This window comes from Sphingobacterium sp. CZ-UAM, from assembly GCF_002000245.1.
Taxonomy (GTDB): domain Bacteria; phylum Bacteroidota; class Bacteroidia; order Sphingobacteriales; family Sphingobacteriaceae; genus Sphingobacterium.
The window spans coordinates 821367-842779 of the sequence record NZ_MTCM01000001.1; the positions used below are offsets into that span (position 1 = coordinate 821367).

Below are 21413 nucleotides of genomic sequence, written 5' to 3' on the forward strand. Positions count from 1 at the left end.
TATTATTGTATGTGATAAACTTGTCTTTATTTTGATCTAAAGGTGCTTAGTTGCAAGGTATTTTCTTCTTTCCAGCGCCTACACCTTTAATGATTGTACGGCCATCAACCAGTTGAGTGACTTTTACGGTATTGCTCTGTGTGTTTCCCCATGGGAAAGTATTGAAGGAATTGCCATTGACCAATACAAGCTCATAAAGCGGTCCGCCGTTTGTTTTGCTTCCGAACATCGTCACTTTACCGGTTCTGCTGATCACAAGTTTGATCAATGGATTGGCAGCAGTTCCCTGCATATTGTAAATCTGGTCAATTCTTCTGCCTGTTTGTACATTTGTACCCGCATATTTACTTCCGTCAAGGAATTGGATGTTTTGTGCTGAGGATGCGCCAACCTCAAACTGAATTTCGTTTTTTGCCAGTTTTACGCCGTTTATCTCCATGTTGAAGGCATTGTCCAGTTCGGTAATGTCAAACACAAATCCATAATCTGCTGCAGGTGCGGTAAAGCTTTTGGATATTGTCGTTCCGCTCGGATAGAAGACACCGTCGATCCGGATTCCCGGTTTCCCATTGGAGTATGCGACAGGGTAGCTCCAGTTTAGTCCATTTGTGGTCACATCTTGTGTACAGGTTTTGAAATTAAGCTGCAGGTCATACTTCTGTCCTGGGTTGATTTTTACATTTGGGATGCTGACATTTGATTTGGTTTCACCATCAATGGTCAATGTTCCCAATTTCAGTGTTCCCGCATTTGTCGCAGGGTGGATCAACAGGGAAGGAGTGCTGACAACTGTACGTAAACCGATACCCAAAGCCGGAAATTGTGCAGCTACACCAGCATCGTTCAAACCGTTGTAGGTAAGTGCTTCATCCGACAGTTTGAGGTTGGCCGAAGTATGACTAGGGTTAAATACAGCATTTTCAAGCTTAGTAATTGCCCCGGTCATATTGGCATCCATGGTCATTGTTGTTGTGATTTGACTGAAACGGTGCTTTAAGATGACATTCAGGTTGTTGACACCTTTATTTACTTGCAGCGTGTTCGCGAAATACATGAGGTCGCCACTGATATTGTTAAGGCTTGCCGATGACAAAGTGCTTTGGTTGCTAAGGTTCGGTACTGTACTCGTGCTATTGGTCGAATAAGCGACAAAGGTATACGTTTTTCCGGCATCAAGAGCAATCCCTTCTGCTGCAGCTTCTCCACCATAGCTATAGGTCTTTTCGGTAACATAATTGCCTTGGCTGTCATAGACAACGACTTTATATTTGACATCCTTGTCCAGCTTCTTCTCCGTTACCTGAGCTGAAGTTGCTGCTTTACCCGATGAGGCCGATAATCCCTTATTGACCGCGGGAGCAGAGCTACTTGTCAAGACAACATCAATGGAAGAACTATTGCCAAAGGGGACAGTCATCTCCTGTATTTCAGAAGCATTGTTGGCTGCAGCTTTTGTAGAGCCCTGCTTCTGGCCAATGCTGTTGCTACCATCTGCACCATAAGCCTCAACTCCCTGGAGATTGATCTTGACAATTGTTTCATCAGTCAAGGCTGTGTTTTCACCACTCTTTTTACAAGAGTAAATACTTGAAGCAACCAGTACCATACAGCCCATTATGAGTCCATTTCTAAGGTTGCGATAACTTTTCGTTTTCATGTAAGTAGACATTTTAATTTAACTTGGTTTTGTAGTGTTTTTGATTGATTTGTACGTTTTGATTTTTACTTTTTTTGTCCGTGACATTAATAATTATTAAAACCTATTTTCATCATGTTTTTTGATCAGTATTAAATTTTCCGCTGCAATTATAGATATCACATCCTGTTTAATCATTATGATTTTCACTAAGTAATTTTTCTTGTAGAGAAACTTCTACAAGCAAGCATTATTCTTTAAGTGCTGATTTTTAGCATTTTGCAATTAATTGCTTATTTTTTTATTTATAAATCTACTGGGGGAATATTTTCCTTTTGGTTAACATTAAATAAGCGGATGGGAACCTAGCAGGATTGATTCCTAGGAGAGCAAGCCTGAATGCTATGGCACAGTTTTCGTATGAAAAGTTATAAACTATTTATATGGCTGGGTAAATATGGTAGCGGCCTTATTATAAAAGAATAAATTTTTGAATTATTTTTCTACATTTGTATAACAATGAGGGTAATTGTTTTCATATTGATCACCTATATCTTGGGACTTTCCTTTGTTCCATGCAGTGATGCGAATATTCGCAGCGAGGTGACAGCCATGGAAACGCAGCTGAACGAACCCCATAACCATACTGAAGACACGAACGATAGCTGTTCTATTTTCTGCTATTGTAACTGTTGTAGCGGAAATATTACAGTCTTCGAATATCAGTTACCAAAAATCGAAGGTATTCCGATTTCAATTTATTTTGATAATCGTATGCCCGTTCTCGATATACCTATTTCATCTAACTACTTCGGAACTATCTGGCAGCCGCCTAAGGTAGATGCTTAATTTCAACTTTTTATAACCGTACGCAAATATTATTGGAAAATACTGCTTTTCTAATTTATGTTAGCGACGGGTGTGTGGCTGTAACCTTTGGGTTTACAGGGAAATGAGATATTCTATATATATCTATTATTTAAGCATAAATCAAGCATATTGTGTTAGATAGTATTATCAAATTTAGCATCAAGAATAAGATCATTATTGGTTTAATGACCTTGTTACTTATTATTTGGGGTGGTTGGAGTGCCACAAAGCTGCCCATAGACGCCGTTCCGGATATTACCAATAATCAGGTACAGATTTTTACTTCCTGTCCGACCTTGGCCGGTCAGGAAGTAGAGCAACTGGTTACATTCCCGATCGAGCAGCGGATCGCTACGGTGCCAAAGATCGAAGAAATCAGAAGTATTTCACGTTTTGGACTTTCGGTTATTACCGTTGTTTTTGAAGAAGAGGTCGATATTTACTTTGCCCGCCAGCTTATCAGCGAGCGGTTAAAGGAAGCGGTGGACCAAATTCCCCAAGGTATCGGTAAGCCCGAACTTGCTCCTGTCAGTACAGGTTTGGGAGAGGTCTATCAATATATCATTCACCCCAAAAAGGGAAGCGAAAGCAAGTATAATGCAAAGGATCTACGGACCATGCAAGACTGGATCGTTGCCCGCCAGCTGTACGGTACGCCCGGTATTGCCGAAGTGAATAGCTTTGGTGGTGAATTAAAACAATATGAGGTCGCTGTAGACCCTAACCGTCTGAAAGCGATGGATATCACTATCCCCGAAATTTTCACCGCACTGGAGAAGAATAACCAGAATACCGGAGGTGCCTATATTGACAAAAAACCGAATGCATACTTCATTCGCGGCATTGGGCTGGCAACCTCACTGGAGGATGTGAAGAATATTGCGATCAAAAAGACGGGTGCTGTACCTATTTATGTCAAAGATGTAGCCGACGTGCGTTTTGGACATGCGGTCCGGTATGGTGCGCTGACATATAACGGGGAAGTGGATGCCGTGGGTGGTGTCGTGATGATGCTGAAGGGGGAAAATAGCAATGAGGTGGTCAAGCGTGTAAAAGAGAAGCTGCCTACGATCCAAAAATCCTTACCTAATGATGTCGTGATCGAGCCTTACCTGGACCGGACAGATCTTGTTGGCCGCGCAATAGGTACTGTTGAAAAGAACCTAATCGAGGGAGCGCTGATCGTTATATTTGTATTGGTGCTGTTTTTGGGAAACCTTCGTGCCGGTCTTATTGTCGCCTCAGCCATTCCATTATCCCTGCTGTTTGCTTTGGGGCTGATGAATGTTTTTGGTGTGAGTGCCAATTTAATGAGTTTAGGTGCAATAGACTTTGGTCTTATTGTCGATGGCGCGGTCATTATTGTGGAAGCGACGCTGCATCATCTTGGCTTACGCAAGTCTACTGAAAGGCTGACGCAGTCGGAAATGGATCATGAGGTCTTTGAATCTGCGTCAAAAATCCGGACCAGTGCAGCATTTGGTGAAATTATTATTCTGATTGTTTATATTCCCATCCTGACATTGGTGGGCGTGGAAGGAAAGATGTTCCGTCCGATGGCTCAAACAGTGGGTTTTGCAATCTTTGGTGCACTAATTCTCTCACTGACCTATATTCCGATGATGTGTGCGCTGTTTTTACCCAAAAAGCATCATGACAAGAAGACCTTTAGCGATCGTTTTATCGAAAAACTTCAGCGGATCTACGCGCCTTTACTGCAGAAAGCCATTCGTTTCAAATATATCATCGTTAGCTTGACGCTGGCTTTTTTGGCCATAGCTGTTTTCTTCTTTAAAAATATGGGTGGAGAGTTTATCCCGCAATTACAGGAAGGGGATTATGCTTTTCACTGCATATTACCACAGGGGAGCTCGCTCTCGCAAAGTATAGAAACCTCCATGCAGGCTTCCCGGATTATTAAGGAGTTTGATGAGGTAAAAATGGTGGTGGGAAAAACCGGAGCCGCGGAGGTTCCTACCGATCCTATGCCTCCCGAAGCGACAGATTTGATGGTGGTACTGAAACCTCAAAAGGAATGGAAGTCAGGTTGCAGTTATAATGAACTCGGAGCTGCTATCCTGGAGAAATTGGAAGTTATCCCTGGTGTTTTCTTTGAAAAGAACCAGCCGATACAGATGCGGTTCAATGAGCTAATGACCGGAATTCGTCAGGATGTCGCCGTGAAGATTTTCGGTGAGAACATCGATTCTCTAGCATCCTACGCTAATATTGTTGCAGCACAGATCCAGTCCGTTAAAGGGGCTACTTCCCCGCAGGTGGAACGGGTATCGGGATTGCCACAGATCAATATCATCTATGACCGTACGCGCATTGCCAATTATGGTCTGACCATTCAAGATGTCAATGATGTGGTGAGTACAGCATTCGCAGGTAAGAGCACAGGACAGATCTATGAAAATGAACGCCGTTTTGATTTAGTTGTTCGTCTGGATACGACACATCGCAATAGTATAGACGATGTACGCAATCTGATGATTCCGACTGATACTGGTATTCAGATTCCACTATCGCAGGTAGCGGCCATTGATTATAAACTCGGTCCGGCACAGATCAGTAGAGAAGCGGGTAAACGACGCATTGTCATTGGCTTCAATGTCGCAGGGAGAGATGTGGAAAGCGTGGTCAAAGATATTCAGCAGCAGCTATCCAGCAAGGTTAAATTGCCTTCGGGTTATTATTTTACTTATGGTGGCCAGTTTGAGAACCTACAGAAAGCGAGTGCCCGTCTGATGATTGCGGTGCCTGTTTCCCTCTTGCTCATCTTTATGTTATTGTATTTTACATTCCATTCCTTTAAGCAAGCAACACTGATCTTTACGGCAATTCCGATGAGCGCAATTGGTGGTGTATTTGCCCTGATGCTCCGTGGCATGCCCTTCAGTATCAGCGCGGGAATCGGTTTTATTGCCCTCTTTGGTGTTGCTGTACTAAATGGGATCGTATTGATCGGGACTTTCAATCAATTGAAGAAGGGGGGTATGGATGATATTTTTCAGCGTGTAAAGGAGGGAACACTGACCAGGTTGCGCCCTGTGCTGATGACTGCTACGGTAGCGTCGCTGGGTTTTCTCCCCATGGCAATCAGTACGAGTGCTGGTGCAGAAGTTCAAAAACCGCTGGCCACAGTTGTGATCGGTGGACTGGTGACCGCAACCTTCCTGACCTTGTTCGTACTGCCTTTACTTTATATTATTTTTAACTCAAAACTGAATATGAAAAAAGGAAATGCGGGTAAAACTATTACGACCATATTGGTTTTCCTATTTTCTGCCACTGGATTTAAGGCGTTTTCACAAGAACGCATCGGGATTGACAACGCAATCGGCATGGCATTGAAGAGCAATCGCCAGTTTCAGGTCAATGCGGCTGAAATAACCGGAGCGACTTATAATGTCAAGACCGCCAATGAAATCCCAAAGACAGGTGTTTTTGTGGAGAATGAAGATTACCGACCCAGCGACAAGACAGGGATCATGAAAATCGGTATCACGCAAAGCATTGCTTGGCCGGGACTCTATTCGGCGCGTAAGGAATATTTTAAGCAGCAGCTAAAATATGCCAATCTGAATACCGCAGTGCTCAACGCCAATATCAAGAAAGATGTACGCACGGCATATTATCAGCTCTGGTATCTTCAAGATAGACAGAAGCTCTATGTGGAGCTGGACAGTATCTACTCGGCGATGTTTAAGGCGACCGAATTACGTTTCAAAACCGGAGATGTCGCAGCATTGGATAAAATTGCCGCGGAGGCGAAATTACGGGAACTGCAGGCTCAATTGGTTCAAAACAAGCAGAATATGTTGGTTCAGCAGCAGCAATTGATGATGCTCCTGAACCGCAATGAATGGATATTGCCTGTAGAGCAATCGCTGGAAAAGATAAAAATGGACGTGGATGTACAAAATCCATCGGTTGATGCTTCACATCCTGTTTTAGCTTTGCAACAACAGAATGTCAATATTGCATCCTCCAATATTGCGGTACAGAAAAATACAAATAAGCCTGAATTTTCGGGCAGATTCTTTTCGCAGCGCCTTTGGGGCGCAAAAGATCCTTTTACAGGATTCTCGGTATCGGCGTCATTTCCTGTATTTGGCCTGGGTGCTTATAAAAGCAAGGTAAAGGCTGCAAACGCGGAAATGGAGGCGCAACAAAGACAACTGGAATATGATACACAAGTTTTTCAGACGAATAAGGTGAATGCATTGGCTGATATTGAAAAAAATGCGGCGTTATTGCAGTTCTATGAATCCGCGGGCCTCAAGCAAGCTGACGCCATCATCAAAGCCGCAAGCCTTGGTTACAGAACCGGTGAAATAAGTTTTGCGGAGATGAGCCAGTTCTTGAGTCAGGCGATCGGGATCAGACAGAACTATTTAGATGTGCTCAATCAATATAATCAATCAGCAATCCAATACAATTACTTTAATAATAAATAAGTCAACAATGAGAGTTATCATAAAAATATTTTTTGCACTAGCGATTACAACAGTTTTATATAGCTGCGGGTCAGATTCAAAAGGTGCTGGCGATGCCAAGAAGGAGGAAGGGAAAGGTGCTGCCGAAGAAAGCCATGAGGAAGGGCCAGTGACCGTAGCAGCCTTGAGTGAACAACAGATAAAGGCTGTAGGTATTGCTTTCGGAACGATTGAGGAAAAGGAGCTGACAGCGACGATCAAAGCCAATGGTCTTCTGAGTGTTCCCAATAACAATAAAGCCAATGCAACAACCTTGTATGGTGGCGTAATTAAGACTTTAAATGTACAACTAGGTGACATCGTGCGCAAAGGCCAGGTCATAGCAACCATTACGAATCCACAATTTATTCAGCTTCAGGAAGAATATGTTGCGCTGGCGAGTAAAATTACGCTTGCAGAACAGGAGATGGCAAGACAGCAAGAGCTCAATGAGGGCAACGCCGGAGCAAGGAAAAACTTGCAGTCCGCGACGGCTGATTTCAATAGCCTTCGCGCCAGAAAAGCATCGCTGCAGCAGCAGATCCAACTGATGGGCATCAATCCCAACACTGTGAGCCTTTCCAATTTGCGGTCTTCACTTGTGGTGACAAGTCCTATTAACGGTACTGTGAGTAATGTCTTTGCCAAAATAGGTAGTTATGTGGATGTTTCATCGCCGGTTATTGAGATTATAGATAATAGTCTATTGCACCTTGATCTTCAGGTTTTTGAAAAGGATCTTCCTATGATCAAAATTGGGCAGATTATAAATTTTCAGCTGACAAACAACCCTGATAAAACTTATTCAGCTAAAGTATTTACGATAGGATCGTCTTTTGAAAATGATAGTAAAACAATTGCTGTTCATAGTACTGTGATCGGTAGCAAGGTTGGTCTGATAGACGGTATGAATATTACCGGGATGATCGGAATCAATAATGTGACCACTCCGGCCGTTCCAAATGACGCGATTGTGGAAGCGGATGGTAAGTTCTACATTTTCGTAGAAACAAGTAAGCAGGTCGAAGAGCATGAAGAAGGACACGATGATCATGGACATGCGCATGATGAGGGTGAGACTAAGCACGAACATAAAAATGAATCAGAAGCGGCTAAACATGCCACTGAACAGGGTAAGAATGTGAATTTTGAGAAAATTGAAATTCAAAAAGGTGTCTCCGCATTGGGATATACAGCAATTACACCAGTACAGGAAATTCCTGCGCAGACCAGAATCGTTGTGAAAGGGGCATTTTTTATCAATGCCAAGATGAGCAATACAGGAGGGCATGAACATTAAGTAGTCGCATTTGTTAACAAAGTAATCATGATAAGCTATGGAACACAAACATATTTATGATGCACAAGGTAAACAACTTTGTTGTACACAGACGGAAAAAATATATAATCAGGCAGGCGCCCAACGTTTAATACAGGGCGCAGCTGCACAGGATCAGGCACACAGTCACAGTGATGATGACGGTCATGATCATTCAGTGGCAGGAGGGAGTACATTGCAGCTGTTTCTGCCAGCAATAATCTCATTTGTCCTGCTGATTGCAGCCATTGCATTCGACAATTGGATAGCGCAGGAATGGTTTAGAGGGTGGATCCGGATTGCCTGGTATGTGCTGGCCTATATTCCTGTTGGTCTGCCCGTGATTAAAGATGCATTGAAAAGTATTGGAAAAGGGGAAATATTCTCTGAATTCTTATTGATGAGTATCGCCACCATTGGAGCCTTTGCAATTCGAGAATATCCCGAGGCAGTTGCCGTAATGCTTTTCTATGCGGTAGGTGAGGTGTTTCAGACATTGGCGGTCAGTCGTGCCAAAAGTAATATTAAAGCGCTTCTGGATCAGCGTCCAGATGAGGTGACGATCGTTGAGGGAAGTAGTAGCAGGGTCATCAAAGCTGATGCTGCAGCAATCGGTGATGTCATCCAACTGAAGCCCGGGGAGAAGTTGGGCTTGGACGGGGAACTTATCTCCGATACCGCTTCCTTCAATACGGCGGCGTTGACGGGAGAAAGTAAACCTGACACAAAGACCAAAGGTGAAGTTGTGCTGGCCGGAATGATCAACATGAATACCGTGAGTCTGGTAAAGGTGACAACAGCATACCAGGACAGTAAATTGAGCAAAATCCTTGAGCTTGTACAAAATGCGACCTCGCAGAAGGCGCCTACGGAACTCTTTATCCGGAAATTTGCAAAAATCTATACGCCGATTGTGGTTCTTTTGGCGATAGCGATCTGTCTGCTACCTTACTTTTTTGTCGGGCAATACGTATTTAGCGATTGGCTTTATCGCGCGCTTGTGTTTCTCGTGATTTCCTGTCCATGTGCCTTGGTCATCTCGATCCCATTGGGCTATTTTGGTGGTATCGGTGCGGCGAGTAGAAACGGTATTCTGTTCAAAGGAAGTAATTTTCTGGATGCGATGGCAGCGATACAGAATGTAGTCATGGATAAAACCGGAACAATGACCGAAGGGGTTTTCAAGGTGCAGGAAGTTCGTTTGGAACCAGGTTTTGAGGAAGCAACCATGCTTAGATTGGTCAATAAAATCGAAAGTCATAGCAGCCATCCTGTAGCCACAGCAATCAGGGAATATGTGGGAGAGGTCGATGAATCTATAAATCTGACCGATGTTGAAGAAATACCAGGGCATGGACTGAAGGGTAATGTGGACGGCAAGGTATTTTTGGTTGGTAACTTTAAGCTTTTGGACAAGTTTAATATCAGCTATACCATCGATCCGGATACAATCGTTTATACCACAATAGCCATTGCATGGGATAATCGCTTCGTTGGATATATTACCATTGCAGATAGTATCAAAGAAGATGCTGCACAGACCATACAACTCTTGCACAAACTTGGAGTGAAAGCAACCATGCTCAGTGGCGATAAGAGTACGGTTGTCGCGTATGTGGCAAACGAATTGGGGATTGATAAAGCCTTTGGAGATCTTCTTCCGGAAGATAAGGTAAATAAAGTCAAGGAGATAAATTCTGTTGGTGAAAGTGTGGCTTTCGTTGGTGATGGCGTCAACGACGCGCCTGTCGTGGCCTTGAGTGATGTGGGTATAGCTATGGGGGGACTAGGCAGTGATGCAACCATCGAAACGGCAGATGTAGTTATCCAAGATGATAGACCATCAAAGATACCAATGGCGATTCATATTGGTAAACAGACCAAAAAAGTGGTTTACCAAAATATAGGGTTGGCATTTGTGGTCAAGGGAGTTGTTCTAATCCTTGGCGCCGGAGGGCTGGCGACCATGTGGGAAGCTGTGTTTGCAGATGTTGGTGTTTCACTTATTGCCATACTCAACGCGATTCGCATTCAGAAGATGAAGTTCTAAATTAATTTTCGTTAAAGATGTGCTTACCCTTCGGGCTGAAATGCTGGAAGGGTAGGCTTCTGATGTCTTAGCTGGGTTCGGGTATCGCATGGGATTTCGTCGAACCTCCGTCTGCCTTGCGTCGTACCTGCTTCGTTCTGTGTCCAACATGCATCCGTGGTGAGTCCGAGTCTAACACGGTTTCATGGTGGTGTGACGATGTATTGACTATGCTCGCATATCGACTGAGGGGCGAATAAAGGCATATTAAGTCCAAAAGAAGGGCCAACTATAAGTCGAATAAGCGAAAAGACTCGGACTCTGTTCCTAAAAGCTATAATAATGTTTGTTTAATTCTTTAAAATGTATTATTTTTTTTAGATTTTGTATAGCTATTAAATATAAGAAAATGAATTATTTTAGTGTTATCGATGTAAAAGTATATTTTTTATATACTTTTTTTTAACAAAAGAGTTATCGAGTGACGGGGAACTGATGCTTATTCTGCTAAAAGTTTCTCATAGAGCGGCCAGAGTACTGTCAAGTCGTCATCTGATTGGGCTTCGGGATAATGCTCATCATGTAAATTGCGGATTTCAACAGCTTGCCCTTGCTCATTCTTTATGACAGCGGCACGAAGTTCCTCAGTTCCATCATAATAAATGCCCACGCCAGCAAGCTCACCATCGCGGATAATTTCACTGACGATGTACTTTCTTGTATTGTCCCCCTTGTGGGCACTGTGACCACTGTAAATGCTGTTTCCTTTGCGATAGTGTCTTTCCATAATCGTAGAACACCGAAAGGATCACATTTGTTGTATTTTTCTATTTTCTATCCTGATGAGATTGGAAATAATTTTTACCGACCCATTACGAATGCAGGACAAAGAATCATTATTTCATTGCGGATTTGTTGTATTTGTTGCGATAGGCCAAAGGAGAGAGGCCGGTAACTTTGCGAAATATTTCCCTAAAGGCTTTTGAATCGGAATAGCCTACTTCGTACATGACTTCGTTCACTGTTTTTCCGGAGATTTCCAGTTCTTTTTTTGCAGATTCAATTTTGACCCTTTGGAGATATTCAATTGGTGTATTACCTGTCGCTTTTATAAATCGCCGGTTGAAGTTCCGTCGGCCAATGGTAAATCGTTCTGAAAGTTGTTGAATGGAAATCTTCTGGGCGAAATTATGCTCAATATACTCCTGAGCTTTGATGATCGTTTCATCGCCATGCCTTTTTTGACCATTAAAGATAACGAAATCAGATTGTTGTTGCCGGTCAAGGTTAATCTGGAATATCTTGGAGCAATAGATTGCCGTCTTTCGATCATAATACTTTTCAACCAGATAAATGAGCAGGTGCAGAAATGAATATCCACCACCATTGGTACAAATGCCTTCTTCATCTGTTATAATTCGGTCGGTCTTCATGATGACATTGGGAAATAACTGTTTGAAATTTGTTTCGGCGCTCCAATGGATTGAACAGTTTTTCTTTTCTAAAAGACCTGTTGAGGCAAGGATATAGGCTCCGGTACACATGCTGGCAACCTGAGCTCCATTGCGATATTGTTTACATAACCAGTCTATAAATGGTCTGTTTTCGGTGTTTAATACAGTGAAGTCTGGGGCAACGGCGGGAATTACAATCAGATCTGTCCGCTGGACGGCAGTAATTTCTTTCTGCGGCATTACAGCGAGTAAACCATTCAGAAAAACGGATTGTCTGGAAAGTCCGACGAGTTCAATTTCAAATACCGTTTTATCATGATGTTGTTGGTAGTACCTATTGGCTTCGGTAAAGATATGATAAGTGCCAATAATGCATGAAAGTGTATTTGGGCCAGTCTGAACTTCAGGTACCAAAATTGTTAAGTGTTTCATCTTTCTTGGTTTAAAATTGAATGATCCGATGTGTGGTGTATTATTCAAATATAAGGAAATGTGTTGTCCAAATCAACCGCTCAGAATGTCTATTTGGCACCCTATTTTAAATCTTAAATGTCTATAACTTTGACTTATTCTAGTGGAGGCTGGATATTTAAGTGGTTGAAAAATAAATATTAACAAAAAAATAGAGGATGGAAAAAAAAGATTTTACAACCGATATAATCGTTGGAGCGAAGCCGCAACAGGTATTTGACGCGATTATCAATGTTCGTGGCTGGTGGTCAGAAAACATTGAAGGCGGCACAGCAGCACTAGATGATGTATTTTCTTATCACTACCAGGATATACACGAGTGTAAAGTAAAGCTCGTTGAAGTGCAGAGCAATGTCAAAGTTGTATGGCGGGTGTTGGAGAACGATTTCAAATTTACGACCGATAAACAGGAATGGGTGGAGAGCTATGTGATCTTTGATATCATTGATCTCGGCGGTAAGACGCAATTAAAATTTACTCATCAGGGGCTGGTGCCTGATATGGAATGTTATGATGTCTGTCAGGCTGCATGGACATATTATATCCAAGAAAGTCTGCAGCAATTGATTCTAACAGGACAGGGGCTTGCTACGCCCAAAGAGAACATATTGTCCTTAGCGGAAATTAGGGAGCAATTGTTGGCAAAACAAAAGGGTAAAAGTATTTATCATAGATTATTGATTAAAACACCAGTTGAAAAAGTATACTGGGCAATCACTACTCAGGAAGGGCTGGCGGGCTGGTGGACGCCCGATACCATTGCAGCACCGGAAATAGGAAGCATCTTGCGGTTTGGCTTTGGCCCTGATTATTTCAAAAAAATGGAAGTCCTTGCATTATATCCTTATGCACTTGTCGCATGGCAATGTAAGGAGGGCTTTGAGGAATGGATAGGAACAACACTGACATTTGAATTGATTCCACATCAGAAAGGCTGTACGCTCTTGTTCCATCATGACGGTTGGGCTAAATATAGTGAGGAATTTGCCTCCTGTAGCTATGATTGGGCGCTTTTCTTTAGGAGCCTGAAATTTTTGTGTGAAACAGGAAAAGGTTTTCCTTATCCTGAATTCAATAAATAAAGCAGAATCGTTTTCACGGATTCAGATAAGGGGCTTGGTTAAATTTCGCTCCCTATATGTGCATTGACCTATTGAGGAAAGTGCTCGAAATATTTAAGCGAGATGCAGGTGCAAAACAGTCCCAATTATATCTTTATAATTGGGACTACCATATGGAGCAGGAGACGTTTCTCTCTGCAGCTCGGTGCAAAATACGACTGGAAGTGCACAGCGGAACCGGTGAATACCGGATTGCTCCATAGACGATCCCTGTTCGATCAACTGTTCATACTTGGAAATTGAATAGTTCACGGATTATTTGAAGTTCCGTTCTATGATCTCGAGGCTGTCTTTTGGAAAACGGTTTTTTAACCAAAGACGCAATTTTATTTGTTGTATTTCAGCTAAAGGAACTTTCGATGAATAAATAAAGGCAACCATATTTGCTAAGCTATCCTTTTTTGCATAGTACTGTTGTTGTCCTATGCTATAGGACTGTAGTTCGGGGAAAAGTACTGCTAAGTCGTTAGCTAATTGTGGGCTTGCGACCTGATATTTAGCAAGCTCATTGTTGAGTGCCCGGATGGTTAAATCCTTATCATTCACAGCAGCACTTCGTTTGTCGATTTCACTGAGGATTGTGGTTTTGAGATCGAGGCTATCCTGACGGATGATCAGGTCGGTATGCGTGATGCCAAATGACTCCATGGATTTTTTTAATGCAGCAATTTCCTGGTCACTAAATTTCTTTGCTAAGAAGGCTAGCTCCAAACGTTTCGGCTTGGTGAGCAATTTTTCATAGACGACCGTATAACCTTTATCACTAAATTGTTGTTGAACAAATTGTTTAACCTTATTTGTGTATTTCTTTTCCTGTAGGAGATTGTAGGCAAAATATAAGCTCGGTATTACTAAGGCAAGGATAATCAGGCTGATACTTTGGCTTATTCTTTTTTCTCTTTTAGGATCAACATAATGTTTTTTGGGATATCTAAGGTATTTCACGATCGTAAATGTCGCAATGCATATAAAAACACAATTGATAATATATAGAAATAAGGCACCAGCGAAGTAACTTAAATTTCCTATAGCCAGCCCATAGCCTGCGGTACAGAGCGGAGGCATCAAAGCTGTTGCAATAGCCACCCCGGGTATTGGATTACCTTTATCGACCCGGGTTATGGCAATTACGCCTACCAAGCCACCAAAAAGTGCAATAAGTACATCATAGATATTGGGTGAAGTACGGGCGAGCAATTCGGATTGCGCTTCTTTAAATGGGCTCAGAAGAAAATACAAAGAGGATACAACCAGACTGATCAGGGTTGCGATCAATAGATTCTTAAGGGATTTCTTTAAGAGCTGAAAATCAAATGTACCCAGCGCAAAGCCGGCTCCCACAATCGGGCCCATGAGTGGGGAGATAAGCATCGCACCAATAATTACCGCTGTTGAATTGACATTTAGACCAACAGAAGCAATCACAATGGCACATGCCAAGATCCATGCATTGGCGCCACGGAATGAAATGTTGCTGATCACATTATCAAGAACGGCCTCTTTTCGTTCCTCTCCCGGGTGCAGATCAAAAAATCGGAGCATCTTATTCATAACAGCTTGTTTTCTCTATGCGAATATACATATGTTTTAATTCGTGGGATGAATCAGATTGATATTTGATTAAAGCAAAGGCCAGCCCATCAATAAATGGGCTGGCCTTTGTTGGATGGTATAATCTTCGAAATTTAATTTTCAAGCTGTTCTTTACGCTTTCGTTTAAAGGCTGAATATACGATAATGACGCTGATTGTCATTAGAATAAACGCGAGAAAAAAGGGCGCGCCCGAGAATTTGAATGGGGCATTGTCATGTGTAAAAAAGTAAAACAGATTGGTCATCATCGGAGGGCCAATAATCGATGTGGCACTCATTAAACTGGTTAATGCTCCCTGAAGTTCGCCCTGTTCATTTGATGGGACATTTTTGGTAATGACAGATTGCAGTGCAGGACCACATATTCCACCCAGGCAATAAGGAATAAGAAAGACAAACATCATCCAGCCCTGATTGGCAAATGCAAACAATAATAACCCTATTGCATAAAATATCAACCCATAATAAATGCTTTTTTGCTCACCGAGTTTTGGTGTGGTCCAACGGATCAAGACTCCTTGTACCAGACCAATCAAAAGACCGATGACGCCAAGTGAGATACCAACCATTCTTTCGGTCCAATCAAATTTGTATATGGTAAAGAAATTCCAGTTGCTCTGTACGGCATGGCCTGCAATATAGATTAGGATCAATGCTACGATCAAACCAGAAATCTCGGGGTGTTTTCCCAGAAAGCGAAAGGATCCGATGGGGTTAGCACGTTTCCAGTCAAAAGCCCGTCGCTTATCCTTATCCAGACTTTCGGGCAGAATAAAATACCCATACAGAAAATTTAACAGACATAAGCCTGCCGCTGCGTAAAAAGGAACCCGCGCGCCATAATGGCCAAGCAATCCGCCGATTACGGGGCCAATAATAAAGCCCAAGCCGAAGGCAGCGCCAATTAATCCGAAGTTTTTGGCCCGATCCTCATCGGTAGAAATATCCGCAATATAAGCGCTGGCAGTCGTGAAACTTGCTCCGGTCAATCCAGCAATAACCCGTCCCAAGAATAGCCAACCTATAGAAGGGGCGAGGGCCAGAAAAATGTAGTCTACTGCAAAACCGAACAACGAAATCAAAATAATCGGTCTTCGTCCATATTTGTCACTCAGATTACCCACTACAGGTGAGAATATAAACTGTGTGAAAGCATAAGCAAAACCCAGCCAGCCACCATATTTTGCAGCTTCACTGATGTCGCTGTGGATCAGTTCTTCAATCAACTTGGGGACCACTGGAATGATAATACCCCATCCTGTGATATCAATAAGTAAAGTGATAAATATAAAGCCTATGGCGGCCTTTTTCTTGGAGTTGTCAATCATGGCCTAAAAATAGAAAATTCCTGAAAAATATATCTATATTTTAAAAGGTTAATTTGTGGTAAACTATCGGGCTAATTGAGAAAATTGCCCGATCATGCCACTGTTCATGTTGTGAGTCTCGAATCTGCCGGATAAAATAAATTTGTATTGACCCTGTTTTCAGCGCCTAAATAGCGCGACAAACAGCATGATGTCGTACGGGGAAGTTACAGGAATTGGCGATAAAGCAAAGTTGATTTGCTTCTTGATGTAGTGATGTCGCCAACGCTATTTTATCAGGATCCGAAATAATGACTTCTGGAAACAGGTCAACCTGCACAAATCTACCACTGGCATCAGAACGAGTTTCTAAAACGGCCTCTGCATTGTCCGTATAAGAAATCACGTCGATGTTATTTTTGGAACATACATAGAGATAAGACATCATATGACAGGAAACAAGGCTACTTAGGAAAAGATCTTCGGGGTTGTGTAATGTTGGATCACCTTTGAAGGCTTTTGCTGCCGAAACCTGTAAATCCGCCTTGCCCTGGATGGAAATCCGATGACTCTTGTGGTATATTTTGGATAACGATGCCGACTGTTCCTGGCGAAACCAGGTTAAACCAGCCTTAAAGTAATGTTTGAAACTCATGTAATGAATTTAGCATTTTTTATTAATTTCTACTTTTTAATACCAACTTTATGTTCGAACAAAAGAAATATAATCCGTGTTGATAGGTTCAAGTCCATTTCTTCTCATTTCGGAAGCTATTTGTGCTCTATGATAGGTGCCATGATTAAACACATGTAAAAGGATATCTCCAAACGAATTTTGGAACTGCTCATGCTTTGTATTGGTATAGGATATAGTTTTTGCTATCTCAGCCTCCTGAGCGAGGACTTTTGCTTTAAATCCCGAAGAAGCGAGTCCATGGTAGTGTTCACATGTTGACAAACTGTGCTCATCCCAAACTCCTACGGGTGGTTTTTCTCCATCCAACCGGTATAATCATATCAGTTGCGCATTCACTATATGACTGAATAGCCGTAGACAAACCGGGGGAGTTTTTTCAACTTCCTGTTTCATTTTTTCGATGAGAAGGTTATTCGCCCAATCGTTATATAACCATAATTGTACTAACGGGCTTGACATCTCTGATTACTTAATTGCGGTAATAAATATACGTAAATTACCTATGTAAATGTGGATTGAAACGTCAATTTTATTGCTGATTGGGTAAGTGCGGTCTGTTCATAAATGAACATGTGATGTCAGTTGACTAAGGAATGAATGATAGGTGGAATGATTATCTTTGTAGATAATTAATGGATGCTGGATGAATAATAAAAGAGTTTATAGGGTCATAGGATACAATGTCATGTATGTTGTATCCAGTCTATTGTTGTATTATCGATTCGAAATGAAATCGACAGGGCTCAGCTTTTGTGTTATTGGTTTGACCCTGATCAATTTATATTATTTCCTGGAATGGAAAAAAGATGCAAAAAAAAGGGAGTTTATACAAAAATATAAAGCAGTTCATCAGCGCTCATTGAGTAAAGGGACGATAAATTACAAAGAGACATATACAGTAAGTCAAAGTATATTAGCGATGATGATTCTTGGATCAATTATTTGCTTTTCGGGAATTGGTATGTTGTACGAGAAATCAATCTTTGGAGTTTTCATCTTATTTCTTGGCGGGCATTTTTTGCTGAGTCCATTTAGCACGAAAACAATCATCAAGTTGGCTCCCAAGGGGATATACATGAGTGATTATCAATTTGTCTTTGTCAATGATATCCAGGAGATCAATTTTAAACGCTACCTTGGAAAGAGCAAAAGTGAAATGCTTCTGAAGATAAAGGATCCTGCTTTATATAACTTAGAAGATTCACATATCGCCGTTCCAATAGGTGCTGATATGAAAGAAATTAAGCAATTGATTGCCGTCATGAAAAAATTATTTCCCCATACACGGATATCTCAGGATATTTAACTATTCATTTGATTGAAATAAATTTACTATTTTTAATAATTATCTGATTAATAGGCTTAAAGCTGAGCTTGATGAGAACTTCTTTACGGTGTTTATCCTTATTTTTGCTACTTCCTATTTTGACCTTTGCTCAGGGTCATTACATAATTAGAGGTAAAGTAGATCAATTGAAAGATGGCAGTAAGCTTTTTCTGGTCTATAACAATGATGGTGTTTCGTTTGTCGATTCAACAGCAGCCAAAGATGGGCGTTTTAACTTTAAGGGGCAGCTCGGGTATCCGGTTTATTCTACACTTTATCTCCATAAAAATCCCTATACAACCAAGTTGCAGCCCAATGAAAAGCTGGACTACATCCGCTTTTATCTAGAAGCTGCTCAGATTGGAATGAATGCGAAGGATTCACTAAAAAATATTGTGTGGAATGGTTCCAAGCTCAACACGGAAAATGTGGAACTCCTAGAGATGAAAAAAACTGTTGACAATAAATTTGATGCATTAAATAAAGAATTTGCCAAACTTCCACCAGAACAACAGAAAGATTCTGTCATATTTGCCCAGTTTGTCATGCGTGAAAAGAATCTTATGGATGAAAATTACAGTGTCTATCTGGATTTTGCTAGAAGCCATCCTGATTCATACATCAGTGTAATTGGTTTAAGTTTTGTTGCCGGTCAGGAGAAATTTTATGCATCGGCTAAATCAGCGTATGATGGTCTTTCGAATAGGCTAAAAGAAAGTCCGTTAGGAAAGGTAATTCCGTTGCAGTTAGAAGCCCAGTTCAAGACCAAAGTCGGGCAGCAGGCGCCAGACCTAACGCTCAACAACCCGGCGGGGAAGGCCATCAAAATTTCGGACTATTTGGGAAGTACTTATTGTTAGATTTTTGGGCGAGTTGGTGTGACCCTTGTCGTGCAGAAAATCCCAACCTGGTAAAAGCTTATCAAAAATATCATGATAAAGGATTTGAGATATTGGGAATCTCCCTGGACGATGCTGCACGGAAAGATGCTTGGGTCGAAGCCATAAAGAAAGACAACCTATTATGGCCTCAGGTTTCTGATCTAAAAGGCTGGGATAGTCTCGCTGCAAAAATTTATGGAATCAATGTTATTCTGGCCAGTTTTCTGCTCGATCCAGAAGGAAGAATAATTGCCCGTAACCTAAGGGGGGACGATTTGCAAAATCTACTAAAAAGGATCTTTATAGACCGATCGAATCCGTAAGAACGCCATATTTCTAATCCAAATATCCCCTCCAACAGACCTCTTCTAAAATGGATTTTTTGTTCCAAAAATAAGTGCGAAAAATTGCCTACAATTGGAAGCTATTTTCTATCTTGCGCCTTTAATTAAAGATCACATGGCTATACGATATTCGGGCTCTTGGTGGGTTTAACTGAACGCTTGATACTTAAAAAAATTATTTTTCATTTGTATCTTATTTTAATACATTGGTAGGATAAGGGCGTCAGGTCGTCGTTGGAAGAGAGACTGATTATTTTTGTTTTTGATATTATTCGACTTATTTGATGGATGTTTTTTTTGAATTTCTAAATAACCTCACAAATCCGGATTGGATTGTTTCTCATGGCGGTTTATACCTTTTGTTATTTATTATTTTTGCTGAAACGGGTATACTTATTGGATTTTTTCTTCCCGGAGACCCTATTCTGTTCATTGCTGGTATGATAGTTTCCAATATGAGCATTTCACCTTCGGAGCAGATACCGACTTTATTGTATTGGATTGTGCTTGTGTCCTTAGCTGCAATTTTGGGTAACTTTGTAGGATATTGGTGTGGGAAGGTTTTTGGAAAGAGAATTATGAGCATGGAGGATAGCTGGTTTTTCAAAAAGAGCTACATCTTTAAAGCACAGGAGTTTTACGAAAAAAGGGGGGGCGGTGCCATTGTTCTTGCAAGGTTTCTTCCTATTGTTCGTACTTTTGCGCCCATTGTCGCCGGTATTGTTGGAATGGAATTCAGAAAATTTGTGTTGTACAATGTGATTGGCGCAATTGTCTGGTCAGGAAGCCTGGTTACCCTGGGTTACTTGTTGGGCGAGAATGTATGGGTGAAGGAAAATCTGGAGCTTGTTATTATCGTTATTGTATTAATTGCAACTGCGCCGGTCATTGTAAAAGCATTTACTTCGAAAGATAAAGCAAAGATTGCACAATAAGAATTGGCCCACATCTTCTTAATCCAAAGGAAGAAGCTGTTCAATGAAGCGTGACAACGGCGGACTATTGTCATGGTAATTCAATAAATAAGATAGGGTGAGATAGATATCCTACGGATTTTTCAATAGGTTTCAAGGAAATTATTATCTACATTATTACTAATTTCATCTGTGTTTTAAACATTTTTTTTTACGAAAAAGAAATGTTTTACAGTATTTTTCCGTAGATTTACAGCATTATTGCGCAGCACCCTACAGTATACCTATCATAAATGGCTACAAATCAACAGATTAGTGGCCATTTTTCTTTTATTACGCTATGCGGAGTTTATGGTTGATTCATCTGCTAATTCGCCTGACATATTGCATAAAGTAACAATAGGTTATTTTATCCCTTTTTACTATTCAAATTTATAACAATAATTTATAATATTCCTTCTTTTGAGAAAATTTATTATTCAAATAGAGGATAGTACTGGTATTTTCTTATAGGAATGAAAAAATATCATAACTATAGTTATAAAGTTCAAACACGTAATTTGGTTTTGTATAAAACTGTGGCCAGAGGCGCTCAAAAGTATTTTTATTATTTTTTTTTAATTTTGACATACAAGGGAAATTTTATTTTTTTATATTTGTACATCAATACGACGTTTTTACTTATTCGGTTTTAATGCGCAATCTGAATAAGCTTTTAAATAGGGGGTATTTCCCTATAAAATGTAAATTTGATATGTATACTGTAGGTAGGTGTATAATTTAACGGTGGTAGCTGTAGGGGCTGCCACTGTTGTTTATAATCGCGGTTTATTGGCCTTCCTATTTTCTTTTCTTCGCCAGATGTTTCGTCGTCCCAGATGTTTTTTGTTAAAATTGGATTTTTCCAGACTGGGTTGTTTTGTGCTATTCCAATGACATGCTGAATAATTTCTTCTAAATGGCTTGCCGA

Annotated in this window: 16 protein-coding genes; 9 read left to right on the forward strand and 7 right to left on the reverse strand. The window is 41.1% G+C overall.

All coding sequences use genetic code 11. The features are described 5' to 3' along the window. Nucleotides 1-46: 46 nt before the first annotated feature. Nucleotides 47-1657: a fimbrillin family protein gene (locus tag BWD42_RS03515; protein ID WP_077433173.1), complete on the reverse strand. Its 1611-nt coding sequence runs from the start codon at nucleotides 1655-1657 to the stop codon at nucleotides 47-49. A gap of 498 nt (nucleotides 1658-2155) precedes the next feature. Here BWD42_RS03515 and BWD42_RS03520 point away from each other — a divergent pair, with 498 nt between their 5' ends. The 4 genes from BWD42_RS03520 to BWD42_RS03535 all read left to right on the forward strand — a co-directional run bounded on the left by BWD42_RS03520 (nucleotide 2156) and on the right by BWD42_RS03535 (nucleotide 10355). Then, nucleotides 2156-2485 carry a DUF6660 family protein gene (locus BWD42_RS03520; protein WP_077433175.1) on the forward strand — a complete coding sequence of 110 codons (330 nt, stop codon included), beginning with the start codon at nucleotides 2156-2158 and terminating at the stop codon, nucleotides 2483-2485. Between the two features lie 152 nt (nucleotides 2486-2637). Further along, nucleotides 2638-6969, forward strand: coding sequence for a CusA/CzcA family heavy metal efflux RND transporter (locus BWD42_RS03525; RefSeq protein WP_077433177.1), 4332 nt, complete (start codon nucleotides 2638-2640; stop codon nucleotides 6967-6969). 7 nt (nucleotides 6970-6976) lie between these two features. Continuing rightward, complete coding sequence (locus BWD42_RS03530; RefSeq protein WP_077433179.1) at nucleotides 6977-8287, forward strand: efflux RND transporter periplasmic adaptor subunit; 1311 nt, start codon at nucleotides 6977-6979, stop codon at nucleotides 8285-8287. Nucleotides 8288-8324: 37 nt separating this feature from the next. After that, complete coding sequence (locus BWD42_RS03535) at nucleotides 8325-10355, forward strand: heavy metal translocating P-type ATPase (RefSeq protein WP_077433181.1); 2031 nt, start codon at nucleotides 8325-8327, stop codon at nucleotides 10353-10355. 478 nt (nucleotides 10356-10833) lie between these two features. Here BWD42_RS03535 and BWD42_RS03540 read toward each other — a convergent pair whose 3' ends face one another. Beyond that, nucleotides 10834-11121, reverse strand: a complete 288-nt coding sequence (locus BWD42_RS03540; protein ID WP_077433183.1) for a hypothetical protein — start codon at nucleotides 11119-11121, stop codon at nucleotides 10834-10836. A 109-nt stretch (nucleotides 11122-11230) separates the two neighbouring features. Then, nucleotides 11231-12220, reverse strand: a complete 990-nt coding sequence (locus BWD42_RS03545) for a GlxA family transcriptional regulator (protein ID WP_077433185.1) — start codon at nucleotides 12218-12220, stop codon at nucleotides 11231-11233. 197 nt (nucleotides 12221-12417) lie between these two features. Between BWD42_RS03545 and BWD42_RS03550 the strand changes: the two genes are divergently transcribed. Beyond that, a complete protein-coding gene (locus BWD42_RS03550; protein WP_077433187.1) occupies nucleotides 12418-13341 on the forward strand; it encodes an SRPBCC family protein in 924 nt (307 codons plus the stop codon). 294 nt (nucleotides 13342-13635) lie between these two features. Here the strand turns inward: BWD42_RS03550 and BWD42_RS03555 are convergent, their stop codons facing one another. The 4 genes from BWD42_RS03555 to BWD42_RS25165 all read right to left on the reverse strand — a co-directional run bounded on the left by BWD42_RS03555 (nucleotide 13636) and on the right by BWD42_RS25165 (nucleotide 17283). Continuing rightward, nucleotides 13636-14931 carry a DUF389 domain-containing protein gene (locus BWD42_RS03555; protein ID WP_077433189.1) on the reverse strand — a complete coding sequence of 432 codons (1296 nt, stop codon included), beginning with the start codon at nucleotides 14929-14931 and terminating at the stop codon, nucleotides 13636-13638. A 134-nt stretch (nucleotides 14932-15065) separates the two neighbouring features. After that, a complete protein-coding gene (locus BWD42_RS03560) occupies nucleotides 15066-16301 on the reverse strand; it encodes a TCR/Tet family MFS transporter (protein WP_077433191.1) in 1236 nt (411 codons plus the stop codon). A gap of 166 nt (nucleotides 16302-16467) precedes the next feature. Further along, nucleotides 16468-16935 (reverse strand): OsmC family protein, encoded by a 468-nt coding sequence (locus BWD42_RS03565; RefSeq protein ID WP_077433193.1) that lies wholly within the window; start codon nucleotides 16933-16935, stop codon nucleotides 16468-16470. A gap of 48 nt (nucleotides 16936-16983) precedes the next feature. Next, on the reverse strand, nucleotides 16984-17283 hold the full coding sequence (locus tag BWD42_RS25165; RefSeq protein ID WP_077433195.1) for a DinB family protein: 300 nt from the start codon (nucleotides 17281-17283) through the stop codon (nucleotides 16984-16986). Nucleotides 17284-17620: 337 nt separating this feature from the next. On the opposite strand from BWD42_RS25165, the gene BWD42_RS03575 reads away from it, so the two are divergent. From BWD42_RS03575 to BWD42_RS03590, 4 genes are all read left to right on the forward strand, one after another. After that, nucleotides 17621-18283, forward strand: a complete 663-nt coding sequence (locus BWD42_RS03575) for a hypothetical protein (RefSeq protein ID WP_139351005.1) — start codon at nucleotides 17621-17623, stop codon at nucleotides 18281-18283. Nucleotides 18284-18354: 71 nt separating this feature from the next. Further along, nucleotides 18355-19164, forward strand: coding sequence for a DUF4369 domain-containing protein (locus BWD42_RS03580; protein WP_077433199.1), 810 nt, complete (start codon nucleotides 18355-18357; stop codon nucleotides 19162-19164). Next, entirely contained in the window at nucleotides 19158-19508 is a 351-nt protein-coding gene (locus tag BWD42_RS03585) for a peroxiredoxin family protein (protein ID WP_077433201.1), read from the forward strand. The genes BWD42_RS03580 and BWD42_RS03585 overlap by 7 nt, the downstream gene beginning before the upstream one ends. 305 nt (nucleotides 19509-19813) lie before the next feature. Beyond that, nucleotides 19814-20464: a DedA family protein gene (locus tag BWD42_RS03590; protein ID WP_077433203.1), complete on the forward strand. Its 651-nt coding sequence runs from the start codon at nucleotides 19814-19816 to the stop codon at nucleotides 20462-20464. The last annotated feature ends 949 nt before the right edge of the window (nucleotides 20465-21413 follow it).